This is a genomic window from Janthinobacterium sp. 35 (assembly GCF_002754575.1).
Classification (GTDB): domain Bacteria; phylum Pseudomonadota; class Gammaproteobacteria; order Burkholderiales; family Burkholderiaceae_D; genus Janthinobacterium; species Janthinobacterium tructae.
Map to the genome: position 1 here is coordinate 1,714,336 of NZ_PEFN01000001.1, position 18,261 is coordinate 1,732,596.

Sequence of the window (18,261 nt, forward strand, 5' to 3'; positions counted from 1 at the left end):
ACGCCCGGGGACGCGACCGGGTCAGGATAGCAGAAGTTTAAGATCGTGCACGATGGCGGCAGGTTTTTCGCCGTGGCGCACGAACAGGCGGATCTTGCCTTCGCGGTCGAACACATAGGTGCCGGCCGTGTGGTCGACCGTATAGCTGTTGTCCGTTTCGCCCTCGACCTTGGCGTAATACACCTTGAATTCCTTGGCTACCTTGGCCGTCGCGGCCGCATCGCCATACAGGCCGACGAAGCGCTTGTCGAAGGCGGGCACGTACTGCGCCAGCAAGGCTTGCGTGTCGCGCTCGGGGTCGACGGTGACGAACAGCACTTGCACCTGCTCCGCCTGCGGGCCCATTGCCTGCATCACCTGCGCCATGTCGGCCATGGTGGTCGGACACACATCCGGGCATTGCGTGTAGCCGAAGAACATCAGCACCAGCTTGCCCTTGTAGTCGGCCAGGGTGCGCGGGTGGCCCGTGTGGTCCGTCAGCGCGAACTCGCGCGCGTAGCCGAGGCCCGTCACGTCCGTATTCTTGAATTCCAGCTTCGGTGCGGCAGGCTTGCCGCAGCCGGCCAGGACGGCGACCAGTGCGGCCGCCAACAACAGGGTCAGGGTTTTTTTCATGTGCCGAGGGGAATGTAGTGGTCGACCAGCAAGGCCGCGAACAGCAATGCCAGGTAAATGATGGAAAACGTAAAGGCTTTGCGCGCGATCAAATCCGTGTAGTGGCGGTACATTTTCCACGCGTAATACAGGAAGCCGGCGTTGAGCACCACGGCCGAGGCCAGGTAGATCAGGCCGCTCATGCGCACGGCAAACGGCAGCAAGGTGGTGGCGGCCAGCGCGATCGAGTACAGCCAGACGTGAAATTGCGTGAATTGCATGCCGTGCGTGACGGGCAGCATGGGCAAGCCCGAGCGCGCGTAGTCGTCGCGCCGGTACATGGCCAGCGCCCAAAAGTGCGGCGGCGTCCACACAAAGATGATCAGAACCAGCAGCCACGCCTGCATCGGCACGTCGTTGGCGACGGCGGCCCAGCCCAGCGCGGGTGGCATGGCGCCGGACAGGCCGCCGATGACGATGTTTTGCGGCGTGGCCGGTTTCAGCACCATGGTGTAGATCAGGGCATAGCCGACAAAGGTCACAAAGGTCAGCCACATGGTCAGCGGATTGACGAGGTAATACAGAATCGCCATGCCCAGGCCGCCGATCACCAGCGCGAACACCACCGTCTGTTTCACCGTGATGTCGCCCATGGCCATCGGGCGGCGCGCCGTGCGGGCCATGCGCGCATCGATTTCGCGCTCGGCCAGGCAGTTGACGGCAAACGCGGCACCGGCCAGCAGCCAGATGCCGATGGTGCCGAACACCACCGCGCGCCAGTCCGGCAACTCCTCGCTGGCCAGGAACATGCCGATGACGGCGCAAAACACGGCCAGTTGCGTCACGCGCGGCTTGGTCAGCGCCCAGTACTGGGCGATGCGGGGGGAGGGTTTACGGCTGATGGTCTGAGTAGTCATTTATGCGGTACGGGAAGGACTGGCTGGTGCCGGGGGCACTGGCGCGGAGGCGCAAGCGCGCTGAACAGTGCGCGCAACATCGAGTTGGAATTTAGCCTTGTAGTTTAACATGGTCAGCAATAACACGAGCAGCGCCGCCCCGCCGTTATGCAGCACGGCAATCGACAATGGCCAGCTCAGGTAAATGGTCGCCAGGCCCGTGGCCGCCTGCAGGGCCAGCACCAGCGCCACCCAGCGCGCCGTGCCGCGCAGGGATGGCAGTTTCCATGCGCGAAACACGGTGTAGCCGATGCCAGTTGCCACGATGAAGGCGAAATTGCGGTGCACCCAGTGGATGGCCGTCAGCGCGGAAAACGGCAAGTAATGGCCGGCAGCCGTCTTGCCCAGCTCGCGCCACAGATGGAAACCATGTTCGAAATCCATCTCCGGAATGACTTTGCCGCCGCACAGGGGGAAATCCGTGCAGGCCAGGGTGGCGTAGTTGGTGCTCACCCAGCCGCCCAGCGCGATCTGCACGGTGAGCAGCACCAGCGACATGACGGCCAGCGCGCGCACGGGGCGCAGCACGGACGCATCCGCATCGGCGCGCAACAGGGGTTTCACGGCATGATCCTGTCGCCCACCCAGCAACGTCAGCATGGCCAGTAAACCCATGCCCAGCAGCAAGTGGATGGTGACGATCACCGGTTGCAGCTTCAGGGTCACGGTCCAGGCGCCGAACGCGCCTTGCAGGCAGACAAACAGGAACAGCGCCGTCGGCAGCGCCGGGGCGAATTCCGCGCGGCGGCTTTTGCGCCACTGGCGCCACGCCTGCACCATCATCGCCACGATCAAGACGCCAATGGCCATGGCCAGGTAGCGGTGCGTCATTTCGATCCACGCCTTGACCACCGTGACGGGTCCCGTCGGCATCAGGGTTTCGGCTGCCACGATGTGCTCGTGCGCGAGGAAAGGATTGGCCGAGCCATAGCAGCCGGGCCAGTCCGGGCAACCGAGGCCGGAATCGGACAGGCGCGTAAAGCCGCCAAACATGATCAGATCGACCGTCAAAAAGACGGCGATCCACACCAGCTTGCGGTATTTATTGGCGTCCGCGGACACCCACACCATGGTCAGCGGCAGCAGCGCCACCAGCAAACCTGTCAAGCCCAGCTGGGCCAGCGCGGAGAGATGCATCGTCGGCATGCGTTCCCCTCAACCGATCGCCGAAGCTTTGAGCAGCTTGGCGATGTCTTTCTTGATCTTGTTCGGATCCGCGTCTTTCGGGAAGCGCATCATCAGATTGCCCAGCGGGTCGATCAAATACAAATGGTCGCTGGTCTGGCCGCCCGCCTCCACGGGCAGCCACGCTTTCAGGGCGTCGTTATTCACGCGCAGCATGCTGGTGCCGTCGAATTCGCGCATCACCAGGGTGTCGAGCGGCTGCGCATCCGTCACCAGCCAGACCCGTTCCAGGCGTTCGCGTTCCTTGCCCTGCATGAGGCGCAGTTGTTGCATGTCAAACAATTGCTTTTTGCACGCTTCCTGGCAATCGGATGGCCCCGTTTGCAGCAGCACCCACTTGCCCTTGAATTGCGCCAGCGGCGCCGCCTTGCCATCGAGTTCCGTCACCTGCAGCTGGGCTTCGGGTATCGGATGCAAACGCGGATCGATCAAGGCGCCATAGTTGTTGCGGCCCGTGGGCTTGATGATGTAATACGTGAAATACGAGGCGATGATGGGAAACGCGCACACGGCCACCACGGCCAGCAGTTTCCAGCGTCCCGTATTTTGTGCCTGTTTATTGGAGCTGTCTTGCGTTGCTTCAGGGTTGTTTGTTTGCACGTCGAAATCCTGTAAAGACAAAAAATAAAAAAGCCATCAGTGCCAGTGCATACCACTGGAAGGCATAGCCGCGGTGCTTGTCGGCGCCCAGGTCGGGCGCCGGCCAGTCGCGCACGGGAAGCTGGCTGGACGCTGGCGCCGTTGCAGTCCGATCAACTACGGCGACTGTTTGTTCGAGGATAAAGGGCTGCAAGGACAGGCCGCTGGCCTGTGCCAGCTGGGTGATATCGGCATTTTGCACGATGGCGTGCGGCGCCAGGGCCGGCGCCGTGCCCAGTTCCATCACGTGACCCGCGTTCAGGCGCGCGATGCCGGAAATCGTCACCGTCCCGGCCGGTGTCGTGTAATCGGGAATGCGCGTGCGCTCGGCATTGTTGCGCGGCAACCAGCCCTGCGCCACCAGCACGTGCATGGCGGAACCGTCGATCTGGAATGGCGTGAGCACGTGGAAACCGGCCTGGCCCTTGTAGGGACGGTTGTCCAGGTACACCGTCCAGGCAGGCACGAAGCGGCCCGTGACGGTGATCCTGCGATATTCGATCGCTTGCGCGTCGGCCGGCCGCAGGGGCGCGGCGCTCAAGGCCAGTGGTGCGGCCAGGTTGCCCGCTTCCAGCCGGGCGGCGCGGGCGACTTTTTCATCGCCACGGCGCTGCTGCCATTGCGCCAGAGAGACCCCCAGGGCCACCAGTAGCAGCATTACAACAAATGGAATCCATCTAAAATGGAAGCGGATACGCATTACAATGAAACCTCCTCAAGCCTGGCGCTACCATCCATGAAAATCCTCGTTGCCATTGCCTTCATCCTGATCCTGGGCAGCCTGGGCTCGGCCCTGTTCTTCCTCATGCGCGACAAGGGCAAGAGCAACCGCACCGTGCAGGCGCTGGCCCTGCGCGTGGGCTTGTCGATCACCCTGTTTTTGCTGATCCTGCTGGCGCATCATCTGGGCTATATCCAGCCGACGGGAATACACTAAACCCAAACGCAAGGACCGGGGTCGGTCCCTGCGGGATCGGAATCCGCCCCATTGGGGCGAATTCCCCCGTCAGGGTCCGACCCCGGCTTTACGACGGGTTTGACATCCACATTCTTGCCTCTATGGCAAAAATCCATTCCTCAGAAAAAAAGCCGTACCCAGGATCTCCCGGTACGGCTTTTTTTATGGTGCAGGCGCGCCCTTCAACGGCGCGCGCCCTGCCCCGCCATTATAACCAATACACGACCACGTAAAGGCCCAGCCAGACGACGTCGACAAAGTGCCAGTACCAGGCGGCGCCTTCGAAGCCGAAGTGGTGCTCGGGCGTAAAGTGGCCTTTCAGCACGCGGTACAGGATGACGGACAGCATGATGGCGCCCAGGGTCACGTGGAAACCGTGGAAGCCCGTCAGCATGAAGAAGGTGGCGCCGTAGATGCCGGACGTCAGTTTCAAGTTCAGTTCGCTGTAGGCGTGCATGTATTCATACACCTGGAAGCCCATGAAGATGGCGCCCAGCACGATGGTAGCGAACAGGAACAGGGCCGTCATGGCGCGGTGGCCGGCGCGCAGCGCGTGGTGCGAGATGGTCAACGTGACACCCGACAGCAGCAGCAAGGCCGTGTTGATGGTCGGAATCCAGAACGGCGTCATGGTGGTAAATTCCTGCACCGTGCCGGCCGGGCCCGTATTGCCCCACTGGGCGGCGAAGTCAGGCCAGATCACCTTGTGGTCGAGGTCGGCCAGCCACGGCATGGAAATGCTGCGCGCATAAAACAGCGCGCCGAAGAAGGCGGCGAAGAACATGACTTCTGAAAAGATGAACCAGCTCATGCTCCAGCGAAACGAGTGGTCGATGCGCTCGCTGTACAGGCCCTGCTCCGATTCGCGGATGGCGTCGCCGAACCAGAAATACAGCACCAGCAGGATGCCGGCCAGTCCCAGGTAATTCACGTACGGGCCCCAGGAGACGTCGTTGACCCAGGCCGAGGCGCCGATCATGGTCAGCAGCAAACTGGCGCCGCCCAGCATGGGCCAGCGCGACGGGCCGGGCACGAAATAATAGGGTACGGCGGCGTGGTTGGAACTCATCATCATCTCCTCAAAAACTTATAGGGTGGTTTTTTATAATTTATAAAACGACGAATTTAACAATTGAAATCAGGATGCCGATCAGGCAGGCGACCACCAGGAAGCCGGCGATGACGATGTGCACGGGATTGAGCCTGGCCGAATCCGTGTCGAAATCGCTCTTGCGGCGCAAGCCCGTGAATGACCACACGACGGCGCGCAGCGAATACAGGAACGATGCTTTTTCCGGCTGGTCTGGCTTGGCCATGGCACTCTCCTATTGGACGGCCGGCGTCTGAGCCTGGCTCAGACCGGCAATCTCGAAAAACGTGTACGACAAGGTGATGGTTTTGACCTCTTTCGGCAGGGCCGGATCGAGGAAGAACACCACCGGCATCTGCCGCGCTTCGTGCGGTTTCAAGGTCTGCTGCTTGAAGCAGAAGCACTCGACCTTCTTGAAATGCGGCGTGGCGCTCTGCGGCGCGTAGCTGGGAATGGCTTGCGCGTTGACGACGCGGTTTTGCGTGTTGACCACTTCGTACATGACGGTCACCAGTTCGCCCGGATGCACTTGCATGCTCGATACGGTCGGGCGGAAGCGCCATGGCCCCTGCGCATTGCCGTCGAACTCGACGGTGATGCTGCGCGTGGTGTCGACCTGCGTATTGTTGTCGTAAGCCACCGTGCCATCTTTTTGCGTCAGCACGTTGATGCCCATCACTTCGCAAATCTGCTTGTAGACGGGAATCAGGGCATAGCCAAAGCCAAACATCAGCACGGCAATGACGATCAGCTTGCCCAGCATCTTGCGGTTCAGGCCGCGTGTTTCCTGTTGGTGGGGCGTCGTCACGTCAGAGCCACATGCGCTTGACGAACACGGACAGGAAGAAGAAGGCCGCCAGGGCGGCCAGGATCAGCCCGGTACGCAGGTTGTTCGGTTTTTTACGCTCAGTTTTCACTTCGGTCATGGCAGGCACTCTATTCAAGGGGGCCGGCAGCGGCGCCGGCCCGTGACACTGGCACTACTTCACTGTCGGCGGCGTTTCAAACGTGTGGAATGGCGCCGGGCTCGGCACGGTCCATTCCAGGCCTTCCGCGCCTTCCCATGGTTTCGCTGGCGCAGCCTTGCCGCCGCGGATGGTCGGCAAGACCACGAAGAACAGGAAGTACACCTGCATCAGGCCAAAGCCGAAGCCGCCGATCGAGGCGATCATGTTGAAATCCGTGAACTGCGCCGGATAGTCGGCGTAGCGGCGCGGCATGCCGGCCAGGCCCAGGAAGTGCATCGGGAAGAAGGTCACGTTGAAGGTGATCAGCGACAGCCAGAAGTGGATCTTGCCGCGCGTCTCGTTGTACATATGGCCCGTCCATTTCGGCGACCAGTAGTAGAAGCCGGCGAACAGCGCGAACAGCGAACCGGCCACCAGCACGTAGTGGAAATGCGCCACCACATAATAGGTATCCTGCAGCTGGATGTCGATCGGCGTCACGGCCAGGATCAGGCCCGTGAAGCCGCCCATGGTAAACACGAAGATGAAGCCGACCGAGAACAGCATCGGCGTCTCGAACGTCATGGAACCCTTCCACATCGTGGCGATCCAGTTGAACACTTTCACGCCCGTCGGCACGGCGATCAGCATAGTCGCATACATGAAGAACAGCTGGCTGGTCACCGGCATGCCGGTGGTAAACATGTGGTGCGCCCAGACGATGAAGGACAGAATCGCGATCGAGGCCGTGGCGTAGACCATCGAGGCATAGCCGAACAAGGGCTTGCGGGCAAACGCGGGCAGGATCTGCGAGACGATGCCGAAAGCCGGCAAGATCATGATGTAGACCTCGGGGTGGCCGAAGAACCAGAAGATATGCTGGTACATGACGGGGTCGCCGCCACCTGCCGCGTTAAAGAAGGATGTGCCGAAATGGCGATCCGTCAGGGTCATGGTGATGGCGCCGGCCAGCACGGGCATGACGGCGATCAACAGATAGGCGGTAATCAGCCAGGTCCAGCAGAACATCGGCATTTTCATCAGGGTCATGCCGGGGGCGCGCATGTTGAGGATGGTGACGATGATGTTGATCGAACCCATGATGGACGAGGCGCCCATCAGGTGCATGGCGAAAATCGCCATGTCCATGCCGGGGCCCATCTGCGTCGACAGCGGTGCATACAGGGTCCAGCCGGCAGCCGTGGCGCCGCCCGGCACGAGGAAGGACGTGGCCAGCAGCAGCGCGGCCGGTGGCAGCAGCCAGAACGAGAAGTTGTTCATGCGGGCAAAGGCCATGTCGGAGGCGCCCACTTGCAGCGGGATCATCCAGTTGGCGTAGCCGACGAAGGCCGGCATGATGGCGCCAAACACCATCACCAGGCCATGCATGGTGGTCAGTTGATTGAAGAATTCGGGGTGGAAGAATTGCAAGCCCGGGTGAAACAGTTCCGTGCGTATCATCAGGGCCAGCACGCCGCCCGACAGCAGCATGATGAACGAGAACCACAGGTACAAAGTACCGATATCCTTGTGGTTGGTGGCAAACAGCCAGCGGCGGTAGCCAGTCGGGTGGTCGTGGGCATGGTCGTGACCGGCGTGGTCCAAGGTGCTAGTGCTAGTGCTCATGTACGGCTCCTAATTACTTGCGTGCAGCCACGACTTCGGCTGGTTGAACGATGTTCTCTTCGGCCTTGTTCGACCAGGTATTGCGCGTGTAAGTGATCACTGCGGCAATTTCCGTGTCGGACAGCTGTTTCCAGGCGGGCATTTCCGCTGGATACTTGCCGCTCTTTTGCCCGTTCAGCAAGACGTGGATCTGTTCCGCTTTCGGACCGTTCACCAGAGCAGAGCCGTCCAGCGGCGCAAATGCCCCCGGTACGCCCTTGCCTGTCGCCTGGTGGCAGACCACGCAGTTGGCCGCATACACTTTCTCGCCCTTGACCTTCAATTCATCGATGGTCCACACTTTGCTTGGATCATCAGCCAATGCGGCCATTTCCTTTTGTTTGACATCAACCCAGGCCTTGTAGTCATCTGCCGAGACGACCTTGACGACGATGGGCATGAACGCGTGTTCCTTGCCGCACAACTCGGCGCAATTGCCGCGGAAGGTGCCGATATGGTCGGCCTTGAACCAGGTATCGCGCACGAAGCCGGGAATCGCATCTTGCTTGACGCCAAAGGCGGGCACGGACCAGGCGTGGATGACGTCGTTGGCCGTCAGTACCACGCGGATCTTCTTGTTGACCGGCACGACGACTTCGTTATCGACTTCGATCAGGTAGTTTTCACCGCGTTTTTCCGTCGGCGGCACGCCAGGCGCACCCACTTGCGAGCGCGGCGTGGCCAGGTTGGAGAGGAAGGAAATGCCTTCGCCCTCGCCTTTCAGGTAGTCATAGCCCCATTTCCACTGCATGCCGGTGGCCTTGATGGTGATGTCGGCGTTCGAGGTGTCCTTCATGCCCACCACGGTGCGCGTGGCAGGCAGGGCCATGCCGATGACGATCAGGAAAGGCACGACGGTCCAGGCGATCTCGACGGTGGTGCTTTCGTGGAAGGTGGCCGGTTTGTGGCCCAGGGACTTGCGGTGCTTGAAGATGGAATAGAACATGACGCCGAACACGGCCACGAAGATCACCAGGCAGATGATCATCATCAGGGTGTGCAAATCGTAGATTTCATGGGCGATCTGCGTCGCCGGCGGTTGCAGATTCATTTCGAACGGCACGGGACCACCGGTGCCGGGATAGGTGCTGGCAGCCGGTGCCGCCGTGGCCCATCGCCCGATGCCAAACGCCGTCAAAGACAGCCCGAGCAGCAACGATTGAAGTCGCTTTGCATGTGTCATGTTTTCCCCAACCACCCAAAAATAATGATATTTTAAACGGCTGCGGATTTCTCCGTACTGGACCGCTGCCGCTCCTCCATGAAAGCAACACGGCCAGAATACGGCCATGTGCGTCAAGCACCAGCGAATTCCATGCTGGCTGCGGCAGCAAAACGGCGGCGCGCAACCATGCTGGAACCCTGTTTTTCTTCCCCACCTTGAAATGGCCTCGTGTGGAAGATGGTTACTATACTAATGCAGTAACTTCGAATAAGTCTTGCTTTGTTTTTTTTATTTTGTATGCAGCCCTTGTTTTTTCTACTTGGCAAGCTGACAAACAGTCAACGATTATAGTCAAGTAAACTTGAATCCATCAAGCAATAATCGGCTTTGTGCATGCCCTTCTGCTGGCCGCCGCGCGCTTTGCAACGGTTGCTGCAACATCCATGCGCGGATGGCGACCAAGTGTCGGTTTCTTTGCCGTTTTATTTGGGTTTGCGCGGCAAATCGAAGCGGATGATGGCTTCGCCATTGCGCGTCACGCGCGGCGCGGGACGGAAGGCGTGACCATAGATGACCTCGAAACTCAGGCCCAGCTTGCCGTCGGGACGGCGCATCTTTTCCAGCGCAGCCAGCATGCGCTGCCAGGCGGCCTTGCCCATCAGGCCGCGCCGGCGCGTGGTGAGCGGGTTGCCGCCAAAGGCGCGCACGTCGGCCAGCAGTTTTTCCGCCGTGTCGTAGGTCACCGTGATGATTTCCATGTCCAGCACGGGCGTGGAAAAACCCGTCTCGACCAGCATGTCGCCAAAGTCGTGCATGTCGACAAAGGGCAAGGCGTGCGGATATAAATCGGCCTCGGCAAAGGCGTCGCGCACTTCGCGGAAGGTGTCGGGGCCGAAACAGGAAAACATCAGCAAGCCATCGAGGCGCAGCGCGCGCCGCCATTCGGCAAACACGCGGTCGGGTTGCGCGTGCCAGTGCAGCGCCAGATTCGACCACACGAGGTCGATGCTGCCCTGCGCCAGCGGCAAGTCACCGAGGTCGCCACACAATAAATCCACGCCCGCCTTGGCCGGCAAGAGTTTGCTGAGGAACTGGTTCAAACTGGCCAGTTTCGACGCGGGCGCGCGCGCCGCCTGCATCATCGCTTGCGCTGCATCGAGGCCGATAATCTGCGCGGCGGGATAATCCTTGTGCAACTGCGCCAGATCCGCGCCGGGGCCGCAGCCGGCATCGAGCACGCGCAAGGGCGTGATTTTCACCAGCTCCAGGCGCTCGTGCATGCGTGCCGACACTTCGCGGCGCAGAAAATCGGACGGCGCGACGCGCGCGGGACGGGAAAAGAAATCGCGTACTTGCACCGCATCGATGGGTGCACTCATTTTGGGTGGATTGGCGGGAACTGGCATGTTGAAACCGGTGAGGTGAGATAATGTCGGCAGTGTACATGGAACGACGCCATCGCGATGCGGACCGCCACCCAGCCCCGCCTTGATGCCGCCTGGCGGGCGCTGCGCCAGTGGCTGGGCGCCACCTTGCTGCCAGCGCAATGCGCGCTGTGCGGCATCGGCTGCCCGCAAGTGCTATGTTCGCCCTGCCGCGCGCAGTATCTGGGGCAAGGACGGGGGCAACTGCGCCCCCGCTGCCGCCAGTGCGCCAATCCGCTCGCGGACATCGAGGTGGCGCTGCTGTGCGGACGCTGTGTGCGCCAGCGGCCCGCATATGACGCCACCGTCACGGCGTTTGACTATGCGGCGCCCGTCGACCAGTTGCTGCTGCAGCTGAAATTCGGCGCGCGCCTGGCGCTGGCACCGCTGTTGGCAGAACTGCTGCATGTTGCCATTCAGCAACAACCAGCGTGGGAAGCGCCGCAACTGCTGTGCCCAGTCCCGCTGGGCCCGGCCCGCCTGGCCGAACGGGGCTTTAACCAGGCGCTGGAAATCGCGCGCCCACTGGCGCGCCTGCTGGACGTCCCTTTGCAGCCCCGCCTGGCGCTGCGCGTGCGCGACACGCGGGCGCAAAGCAGCGTGGCGCCGCAGGAACGGCGAGCCAACCTGGCGCACGCGTTCGCCATCGCGCCCGAACACGGGGCGTTATTGCAAGGGTGTCATGTGGGCATCGTCGACGACGTGATGAGCAGCGGCCATACCGTCAACGCGCTGGCGGCCGCCTGCAAGAGCGCAGGGGCGGTGAAGGTCAGCATATTGGTGGTGGCGCGCACGCCGCCGCATTAATTTAGCTATATATTAGATACAGATAGACCCAAGGAGAGCATTTTGTTTCACGTTGTTTTGGTAGAACCTGAAATCCCGCCCAACACGGGCAACGTCATCCGCCTGTGCGCCAACACGGGTGCGCAGCTGCATCTGGTCGAACCGCTGGGCTTTCCGCTCGACGATGCCAAGATGAAGCGCGCCGGCCTCGATTACCACGACTACGCCAAGATGAAGGTGCACAAGAATTGGGCAGCGTTCCTGGCCGATACCCAGCCCGCCCCGGCGCGCATGTTCGCCATGACCACGCGCGGCTCGCGCCCGTTCGGCGACGTGGCCTTCTTGCCGGGCGACGTGTTCGTGTTCGGCTCGGAAACAAAAGGCCTGGATCCGGCCCTGCGCGACGGCTTTCCGGCCGAGCAACGCATCCGCCTGCCGATGCGCCCCGACAACCGCAGTTTGAATCTGTCAAATACGGTGGCCGTGGTCGTGTATGAAGCCTGGCGCCAGCATGGATATCAGGGCGGCGCGTAGGTCGGATTAGGCCCAAGGGGCCGTAATCCGACAACATTGTTGGCGTTAGTGGTGTTGTCGGATTACGCGGGGCTTTACCCCGCTAATCCGACCTACGCGTTTGCATACGGCAATCAGCGCAGCGCCAGCTGCGCGTCAACGCCCGTATCCACATCCAGCATCACCAGCTGTGTGCGCAGGTCGCGTGTGGCGGCCAGCTTGCCGTTCACGTACAAATTCGTCTTGACGCCATACACGCCTTGCGACACGCCGGCCGGCAAGGTCAGCTCGAACGAGTTTTCAAAGCGCCCGCCCGATTTGTTGCTGCTGGCCAGGGCTTTCGAGCCAGACTTGAATGGCTGGCCTTGCGGATCGAGCACCACCAGTTCTTCGCGCACGTCGTTGACGCTTTGCGCGCTGCCGTTGACCAGCTCCACCACCGAATGCACCTTGAACGGCTGGCCACGCTTGACGGTCGACGCGCTCAGCTGCGGCGTGTACGACACCACTTGCGGCTCACGCGGCAACGCGCCGCGTGCGCGGATATAGTCGCGGTCCGCCTGCGCCGCCGTCTTGGTCTGGCGTGAATTGACATTGAACGCCAGGCAACCGGCCGCCGCCAGGCCGCCGCCGATGGCCGCACCCTTCAGCGCGCCATTCTTGCCGCCCGCCAGCGCACCCAGCAGCGCCCCCACGGCCGCGCCGGCCGCCGCCGACGTACCCACGCTGCACGGGTCTTCATCCGTGGCCGCCTGGGTACCGCCTTGCGGATAGGAAGCGTCCTGGCGCACGCCGTTCGGATTCATCGGTGCCGTGGCGCAGCCGGCCAGCATGGCGGCGATGGTCAGTGCGGCGGTGGCGCGCAAGGTGGTGTGATTGAGCATGGTGTCCCCTGATAACTAATTGATCGTTGTTTCCGTCTGCAGCACCTGCCGTTCGCGTTCGCGGATGCGGCGCGACAGGTTATCGATGCGCGCATTGCCTGGATCGACGCGGCGCGCGCTTTCCAGATATGTCTTGGCCGCATCGAACTTGCCTTCCAGCAAAGAGCGCTCGGCGTCGCGCAGGAACGATTGCGCCATCTCGCTACGCATGGCCGCGCCGCTATCGACCGGCGACGTTTCCAGCGGACGGCGTTCGGCCACCGCCGAACGTTCGACCGCGCGCGCGGGCGCAGGTTCCTGCTGTGCCGGCGCCAACACGGGGGCCGGGGCTGAAACAGGCGCGGGCGACGACAGCGCCTGCACGTCGGCCTTCAACTGCGGCAATTCCACCGCTTCGCGGTCGATCGCTTCCAGCCGGGCGATGCCATTCCTTGCCGCTGCTGCATCCTTGCCATCGAGCGCCTGGCGGACTCCCACCAGCACGGACGCGGCTGCCGCCTGCTGGCGCGCCAGCTGCTTGCGCAAGGATGCCACGCTGGCAGCGCCCGCGCAATCGGTGTCGAGTGCGGCGATACCGCTGGCCGCGCTTTGCAATTGATGTCCATCAATGGCGCGCTCGATGGCGCGCACGCCGCGCTGGCAACTGCCCGATGCGGCGCCCGCCTTGCCGATCGCCGCCTGCAAATCGTCTGCCTTGGCGCTGGACTTGCCCGTACAGACATTTTTCGCCGTCGCCAGCTTCTGGCGGGCGCCGTCCAGGCTGCCATTTGCTACCAGCTTCAAGCCACTGTCGATGGCGTCGTTGCAAGCCGATTCATTCTTGCCGCCCGGCTTGCCATTCATGTAGACGATCACCAAGGCCAGCACGGCGATGCCGCCCACCCAGCGCAGCCACTTGCGCGGCGGTGACGGCGGCACCGGTGCGGCCGGGGCTGGCGCCGGGGCAGGTACAGGCTTCGGCGCAGCTTGCGGCTGCGGCTGCGGCTGCGCCGGTTTCGGCGGTGCTTTCGGCGCAGGCGCCGGTGTCACCGGCACGGGTGGCGGCTTGGGCGCCACGGGCGGCGCTACTGGCATAGGCACGGGCACAGGCGGCAGCGGTGGCCGCACGGCCGCCGCTGGCTTGGCCGCGCCAGCCACGGCGTGACCGCAGTAGGGGCAATGACTGACAACGGTCCACAGGCCCGTCTTGCATTTGTTGCAGATATCCAAAACTAATCCTTCATTCCAGCGTCATTCCAGCGTTCACAGGGGCGGCGGCATCAACGGTGGCGGCGCGCTGAGGAACAGGGGCGCCAGTTCGGGGAACTGGGCCAGGTCGGCCCAGGCCGGCAAGCCGGCGCGCCACACCTTGGTGGTGCCTGGTGCAACCTGTCCCGCCTGCACGTATTGCACGATCTGCTGGGCCGTGAACGGTCCCTGCTGCTGGCCATTGATGCCCAGGAAATACTGGTATTCCACCAGCGGCGGCGGCATGCCGCCCAGCGGTGGCGGCGCCGTGCCGAACACCGGCGCAACAGGAACGGCGGCCGCACTGGCCGGGCGCAGCAATTGCTCCAGGCGCCCCGCTTCCAGCATTTCCGCCTTGATCGCATACTTTAACCGCGGCGGTCCATCCGCTTCCGGCTCGCGCACTTCCCAGTCGTAGGCATCGCTGTCGGAGTCGCCGATGACATTCGCCCATTCCTTCAGGCGGCCCAGCAAGGTTTGTACCGTGCGGTCGAGCTCATCGCTGGCCATGCCCTTGCGGCGTGCAGAATCGCGCAGGCGCGTGCCCACCTCGGCGGAAATGGCGCTGCCAAAGCCGATATACGGCAGCTGCGAGCCATCGGCTTGCGCCACCAGCTTCGGTGCATACACGCCCCGTTCATAGTATTTTGCCAGCGCCGCCAGCGCCGCCGTCTGCACGGCGTCAAGCGCCGTCAATTTTTCCTCGATGCGCAGGGCGATGTTTTTCTCGTACGAGGCGGGCATGCCGTTCTGGCGGATGGCCCGTTCATTGCCGATGCGGCGCAAGTCGCCCGGCTCGACGGCAAACTGGTACTGGCCCGGCGGCACGACGCGGCCCGTGTGGCGCGTCAGTATGCCCAGCATGATGGCTTGCAGGAATTCGCCGAAGTCTTCCGCCAGGCGCTTCATCTCGTCCGTGTTCGGCGCGATCGGATGCGTGAATTGCGTCGGATCGATGTGCGTGTGGGTCGGCGCCTTGTCGTTGTCGCCTTCCTTGCGGTAACTGGTGCGCCAGCCTTCCAGGCCGCGCAGCACCGTCATCGGCACGCCGGCCAATTCGCAATAGCAGACGGCGCGCCCGCGAATGCCCGTCTCGACGATTTCCAGCTGGCTCACCGTGATGCCCACCTGGGTCGGCACGCACGATTCGAGCTCGGCGCCGAATTTGGCCTTGAAGGCGGCCGCGTTGGCCACGCCGATCACGCACTTGAACTGGTCTGACACGACCGTGAAGTCGCCCGCCATATTGGCGTCGATCCATGGCATGGAGCAGGCCAGCAGCTTGCGGAAGCGGTCCAGGCGTTCGGAGACATCCATCTGTTCCAGCGCCTCGAACAGGGGGTCGGGCGTGCTCGTCGCCCCTTCCACCAGGCCCGCCGTGGCGATCATGTTCTCGGCCATGCGCGTGACTTTGGCCAGGATCAAGCCGCGCTGCGCCGGTTCGCCCAGCATGGGGAACAGCGCTTTCGAGCCGCCCATGTCCTTGAACGCTTCATCGGCCCACTGGCGCAAGGTGGCCGCCGATGGCAGCGCGATGTCTTTTTCCGTGACGGGAATGACGATCAAGGTCGCGTGTTCCTTGTCCAGGTCCTTTTGCAAAATCGTATTGGCCGTTTTAAGTTCCGCCAACATGGCCAGCACGCCTTCGCGGCCCGTTTGCAGCTCGCCCACCAGGCCATTCCACTGCGCGCGGCCTTGCGCATCGACGCCGACCCGGTTACCCAGCCAGCGCGACAGTTCGCCCAGCAAGATGACGGACTCGTCCGCCGCCTTGGCGCGCAGATGGAATTTCAGCGCATTCGCCATTTCCGTGCGCAAATGGTCCATCACCACGCCCGCCTGCTTTTCGCCATTGCTGAGGAAACCGAAGGTGCTGCGCGTCTGTTCCAGATTGTTCAGCAGGCGCTCGTATTCGCGCGAACGCACGGCTTCCTTGATTTCGCGGTAGCGCTCGGCATTGTTGCCGATCTGCGCCGTCAAGCCGCTGCCCGGCGCCTCGATGCGGTCCTTGATCTGTTCCACCAGCGACAGCACGTATTCGAGGCCGCCGAATTCTTTGTTATCAAGATAGCCATACAGCTGGTCGCGCACGACTTTCTTGACGTCTTCCAGCACTTCGCGGCGGCGCTTGCTGATGCGGTCTTCCGTCGTGTCGGCCGTGGAATCCTGGTCGCGCACGGCGTCGCGTTCCAGGTGCTTCATGGCGTCGCGCACCTGCGCCGGCCATTCGCTGCGGTCAAAGCCCGTGCGGATATCGTTGATGCGCGTATTGACCCGGTTTTCCACGCCGGCCAGCAAGTGGCCGTGGCGGTCTTCCAGCAATTCATCGACGACGCGGAAATCGATGAAGTCGCCACTGGAGCGCTTCAGTTCGATGCTCTTGTCGGAAAACTCGGGGAAGTCGCTGAACGGCGTGCCCTTCAGGAACATATTGGCGGCGAGGAAATTGTCGCGCTGCGTATCCGTGGCCCGGTTGGCGCCCGCATCCGTGCCGCCCACGCCAAAGAACGCTTGCAGCATGGCGCCGGCCCAGCGGTGAGCCCGCTCATCGCGCGCCGCTTCCTGGCGCGTATCGAGCACGGCCATGCCGAACGAGGAAAAGCGCTTCGAGAAATACAGGCGCATGTCGCCGAAGCGGTCTTGCGGCACGGGCGCGTTGTACAGCGAGTTCTTGTGCTGCGCCTGGTTGACGGCGATCGAGCGCTTGGCGCGCGCGAAGTCGGCCGAGGCGAAATCCTCGAACAGCGAATCGGCCACCATGTGGTAGACGTCGCTGACATCCTTGGTGTGCTGCTGGGCCAGGTTGCCCGAGTCGATCAGGTAGACCTCGCTGTACGGCTCGCGCGTCAGTTCCGGACGGTCATACGCATCCCAGCGGCCCACGTAGCCCTTGTTGCCCATCATCGCCGATTCCAGCTCCATCAGCGCCGCGTAACCGTTGGCCTCGACCCGGTCCTTGTTGGCCTTGGTGTAGCCGGTCGGCAAGAACAGCATCAGCTCGACGTCGGCCGCGCCCACTTCGCTGCGCGCCAGCCAGCGCGCCAGCAAGCCCATGTCGAGGAAGGAACCGGAACCCGTGCCACCGGCCACGGAACCGACGATGACGATGCGGAAACGGTTCGTTTCCATGCGCAAACCCAGTTCGGCCAGCTGGCGCTCGTGCGACAGGCCCGCCTTCAGCGCTTTCAGCTTCAAGCGGATCTTGTCGCGGATCTTCGCGTACTTGTCGAAGAAATACAGGCGCGACACGGCACGGATCTGGCCGGCGCCACTGCTCATGTCGAAACGCAATTCGCGGATGCGCTGCGGCGTCAAGGGCAGCCATTCCTTGATGTGCGGATATTTCTCCAGAGAATCTTCATCGCGGCTGTACTTGTCCATGTCGAACGATTCGACCACCTTGTCATCGTCCGTGAACTTCACCTGGTCGAACTGCAAGTCTTTCGCCTGCGACTCGCCGCTTTCGATCACGGCGCCATTGTCGAGGTCGAAATGGATGAATTGCGCGATGGGAAAATCGGCCAGGCCCTCGATGCGCGTGCGCTTGCCCGCGCCGCCCCACAGGGTGTTGAGGATGCGCCGGCGCACGCGCATCAGCACCTGCATGCCCGTGCCGCCGATGCCGATGAACAGGGTCGGGCGCAGTTCGATGATCTTGTCCTGCTTGCGCTCGCTGGCGCCGCCGGGGATGGTTTGGTTCAGGTTCTCTGCCATGGTGATTCCTTCGATGATGCGTACGACGGCGTGCGGCTTAGCGGCGGCTCGATGTAAAGGTCAACAGTAACGCAACCAGGCCCACCAGCACCAGCGGTCCCATGAACAATGGCGCGAGGAATTTGTGCGCGTTCACTGCGGCCAGCACGACACCGGTCGCCAGGCTGGCCAGGAAGATGAACAGCCACCAGCCCGAGGCATTGGCCTTGTTCGGCGGCACGCGCTTGGCCACCAGGCCATTCGCATAGGCATTCTTGGCAAAGAAAAAAGCGATAAACAGCAGCAACAGCACCACGCCGCCGACCAGGGTGTCACGCGACGAGGTATCGGTGGTGCTGGAAGGGTCCAACGCGGGCGCAGGCTCGGTGATGGCCGTGGTGGCGGACGCTGATGCGCCCGCTGCATCGGCAGCCGGTGGCGCCGACGCCGGGGCCGCTACCGGGGCTGGCAAGGTAAAACCTGCGTTGTCTTTGGGAGTGTCTTGCGCCATGGTATGCCTCTGGTGGATTTGAAT

19 protein-coding genes are annotated in these 18,261 nt (G+C 62.5%); 3 read left to right on the top strand and 16 right to left on the bottom strand.

Features of this window, described 5'->3' with window-relative positions:
• Positions 1 to 21 precede the first annotated feature (21 nt).
• The 5 genes from CLU93_RS07700 to CLU93_RS07720 are packed head-to-tail and all read right to left on the bottom strand — an operon-like array spanning position 22 to position 4,074.
• A complete protein-coding gene (locus tag CLU93_RS07700; RefSeq protein ID WP_099760633.1) occupies positions 22 to 615 on the bottom strand; it encodes an SCO family protein in 594 nt (197 codons plus the stop codon).
• A complete protein-coding gene (cyoE, locus tag CLU93_RS07705) occupies positions 612 to 1,511 on the bottom strand; it encodes a heme o synthase (RefSeq protein ID WP_099760634.1) in 900 nt (299 codons plus the stop codon). The genes CLU93_RS07700 and cyoE overlap by 4 nt, the downstream gene beginning before the upstream one ends.
• Positions 1,512 to 2,687: a COX15/CtaA family protein gene (locus tag CLU93_RS07710; RefSeq protein WP_099764287.1), complete on the bottom strand. Its 1,176-nt coding sequence runs from the start codon at positions 2,685 to 2,687 to the stop codon at positions 1,512 to 1,514.
• Positions 2,688 to 2,705: 18 nt separating this feature from the next.
• Positions 2,706 to 3,335, bottom strand: coding sequence for an SCO family protein (locus tag CLU93_RS07715; RefSeq protein ID WP_099760635.1), 630 nt, complete (start codon positions 3,333 to 3,335; stop codon positions 2,706 to 2,708).
• On the bottom strand, positions 3,316 to 4,074 hold the full coding sequence (locus tag CLU93_RS07720; RefSeq protein WP_099760636.1) for an SURF1 family protein: 759 nt from the start codon (positions 4,072 to 4,074) through the stop codon (positions 3,316 to 3,318). The genes CLU93_RS07715 and CLU93_RS07720 overlap by 20 nt, the downstream gene beginning before the upstream one ends.
• Positions 4,075 to 4,110: 36 nt before the next feature.
• Between CLU93_RS07720 and CLU93_RS07725 the strand changes: the two genes are divergently transcribed.
• On the top strand, positions 4,111 to 4,311 hold the full coding sequence (locus CLU93_RS07725) for a twin transmembrane helix small protein (RefSeq protein ID WP_046683386.1): 201 nt from the start codon (positions 4,111 to 4,113) through the stop codon (positions 4,309 to 4,311).
• Positions 4,312 to 4,540: 229 nt separating this feature from the next.
• On the opposite strand, the gene CLU93_RS07730 is transcribed toward CLU93_RS07725, so the two are convergent.
• The 7 genes from CLU93_RS07730 to CLU93_RS07755 form a co-directional block, all read right to left on the bottom strand.
• The gene (locus CLU93_RS07730) at positions 4,541 to 5,401 is read right to left on the bottom strand and encodes a cytochrome c oxidase subunit 3 (RefSeq protein WP_099760637.1); all 861 of its coding nucleotides are present in this window, start codon (positions 5,399 to 5,401) and stop codon (positions 4,541 to 4,543) included.
• 40 nt (positions 5,402 to 5,441) lie between these two features.
• Complete coding sequence (locus tag CLU93_RS07735; RefSeq protein ID WP_099760638.1) at positions 5,442 to 5,648, bottom strand: DUF2970 domain-containing protein; 207 nt, start codon at positions 5,646 to 5,648, stop codon at positions 5,442 to 5,444.
• A gap of 9 nt (positions 5,649 to 5,657) precedes the next feature.
• A complete protein-coding gene (locus CLU93_RS07740; protein WP_081344910.1) occupies positions 5,658 to 6,230 on the bottom strand; it encodes a cytochrome c oxidase assembly protein in 573 nt (190 codons plus the stop codon).
• A 1-nt stretch (position 6,231) separates the two neighbouring features.
• Positions 6,232 to 6,348, bottom strand: coding sequence for a cytochrome oxidase small assembly protein (locus CLU93_RS28430; protein WP_217494223.1), 117 nt, complete (start codon positions 6,346 to 6,348; stop codon positions 6,232 to 6,234).
• A gap of 54 nt (positions 6,349 to 6,402) precedes the next feature.
• Complete coding sequence (gene ctaD / locus CLU93_RS07745) at positions 6,403 to 7,995, bottom strand: cytochrome c oxidase subunit I (RefSeq protein ID WP_071079424.1); 1,593 nt, start codon at positions 7,993 to 7,995, stop codon at positions 6,403 to 6,405.
• Positions 7,996 to 8,008: 13 nt separating this feature from the next.
• Entirely contained in the window at positions 8,009 to 9,217 is a 1,209-nt protein-coding gene (gene coxB / locus CLU93_RS07750; RefSeq protein ID WP_099760639.1) for a cytochrome c oxidase subunit II, read from the bottom strand.
• 464 nt (positions 9,218 to 9,681) lie between these two features.
• A complete protein-coding gene (locus CLU93_RS07755) occupies positions 9,682 to 10,578 on the bottom strand; it encodes a methyltransferase domain-containing protein (RefSeq protein ID WP_099760640.1) in 897 nt (298 codons plus the stop codon).
• 84 nt (positions 10,579 to 10,662) lie between these two features.
• On the opposite strand from CLU93_RS07755, the gene CLU93_RS07760 reads away from it, so the two are divergent.
• Together CLU93_RS07760 and trmL are read left to right on the top strand one after the other, a co-directional pair.
• Positions 10,663 to 11,430 (top strand): ComF family protein, encoded by a 768-nt coding sequence (locus CLU93_RS07760; protein WP_099760641.1) that lies wholly within the window; start codon positions 10,663 to 10,665, stop codon positions 11,428 to 11,430.
• A gap of 42 nt (positions 11,431 to 11,472) precedes the next feature.
• Entirely contained in the window at positions 11,473 to 11,943 is a 471-nt protein-coding gene (trmL, locus tag CLU93_RS07765) for a tRNA (uridine(34)/cytosine(34)/5-carboxymethylaminomethyluridine(34)-2'-O)-methyltransferase TrmL (protein WP_099760642.1), read from the top strand.
• Between the two features lie 113 nt (positions 11,944 to 12,056).
• Here the strand turns inward: trmL and CLU93_RS07770 are convergent, their stop codons facing one another.
• Genes CLU93_RS07770 through CLU93_RS07785 form a run of 4 tightly spaced genes read right to left on the bottom strand, consistent with a single transcriptional unit; the run spans position 12,057 to position 18,237 of the window.
• Entirely contained in the window at positions 12,057 to 12,806 is a 750-nt protein-coding gene (locus CLU93_RS07770) for a hypothetical protein (protein WP_099760643.1), read from the bottom strand.
• Between the two features lie 15 nt (positions 12,807 to 12,821).
• Complete coding sequence (locus CLU93_RS07775; RefSeq protein ID WP_099760644.1) at positions 12,822 to 14,015, bottom strand: hypothetical protein; 1,194 nt, start codon at positions 14,013 to 14,015, stop codon at positions 12,822 to 12,824.
• A 33-nt stretch (positions 14,016 to 14,048) separates the two neighbouring features.
• On the bottom strand, positions 14,049 to 17,747 hold the full coding sequence (locus tag CLU93_RS07780) for a tubulin-like doman-containing protein (protein WP_099760645.1): 3,699 nt from the start codon (positions 17,745 to 17,747) through the stop codon (positions 14,049 to 14,051).
• A gap of 37 nt (positions 17,748 to 17,784) precedes the next feature.
• Positions 17,785 to 18,237, bottom strand: coding sequence for a hypothetical protein (locus CLU93_RS07785; RefSeq protein ID WP_099760646.1), 453 nt, complete (start codon positions 18,235 to 18,237; stop codon positions 17,785 to 17,787).
• Between the last annotated feature and the right edge of the window lie 24 nt (positions 18,238 to 18,261).

Bases quoted from the DNA above. Each gene is read 5' to 3' on its own strand.
- CLU93_RS07700 (WP_099760633.1), bottom strand. From the start codon at position 615: ATGAAAAAAACCCTGACCCTGTTGTTGGCGGCCGCACTGGTCGCCGTC.
- cyoE (WP_099760634.1), bottom strand. From the start codon at position 1,511: ATGACTACTCAGACCATCAGCCGTAAACCCTCCCCCCGCATCGCCCAG.
- CLU93_RS07710 (WP_099764287.1), bottom strand. From the start codon at position 2,687: ATGCATCTCTCCGCGCTGGCCCAGCTGGGCTTGACAGGTTTGCTGGTG.
- CLU93_RS07720 (WP_099760636.1), bottom strand. From the start codon at position 4,074: ATGCGTATCCGCTTCCATTTTAGATGGATTCCATTTGTTGTAATGCTG.
- CLU93_RS07725 (WP_046683386.1), top strand. From the start codon at position 4,111: ATGAAAATCCTCGTTGCCATTGCCTTCATCCTGATCCTGGGCAGCCTG.
- CLU93_RS07730 (WP_099760637.1), bottom strand. From the start codon at position 5,401: ATGAGTTCCAACCACGCCGCCGTACCCTATTATTTCGTGCCCGGCCCG.
- CLU93_RS07735 (WP_099760638.1), bottom strand. From the start codon at position 5,648: ATGGCCAAGCCAGACCAGCCGGAAAAAGCATCGTTCCTGTATTCGCTG.
- CLU93_RS28430 (WP_217494223.1), bottom strand. From the start codon at position 6,348: ATGACCGAAGTGAAAACTGAGCGTAAAAAACCGAACAACCTGCGTACC.
- ctaD (WP_071079424.1), bottom strand. From the start codon at position 7,995: ATGAGCACTAGCACTAGCACCTTGGACCACGCCGGTCACGACCATGCC.
- coxB (WP_099760639.1), bottom strand. From the start codon at position 9,217: ATGACACATGCAAAGCGACTTCAATCGTTGCTGCTCGGGCTGTCTTTG.
- CLU93_RS07755 (WP_099760640.1), bottom strand. From the start codon at position 10,578: ATGAGTGCACCCATCGATGCGGTGCAAGTACGCGATTTCTTTTCCCGT.
- CLU93_RS07760 (WP_099760641.1), top strand. From the start codon at position 10,663: ATGCGGACCGCCACCCAGCCCCGCCTTGATGCCGCCTGGCGGGCGCTG.
- CLU93_RS07770 (WP_099760643.1), bottom strand. From the start codon at position 12,806: ATGCTCAATCACACCACCTTGCGCGCCACCGCCGCACTGACCATCGCC.
- CLU93_RS07780 (WP_099760645.1), bottom strand. From the start codon at position 17,747: ATGGCAGAGAACCTGAACCAAACCATCCCCGGCGGCGCCAGCGAGCGC.
- CLU93_RS07785 (WP_099760646.1), bottom strand. From the start codon at position 18,237: ATGGCGCAAGACACTCCCAAAGACAACGCAGGTTTTACCTTGCCAGCC.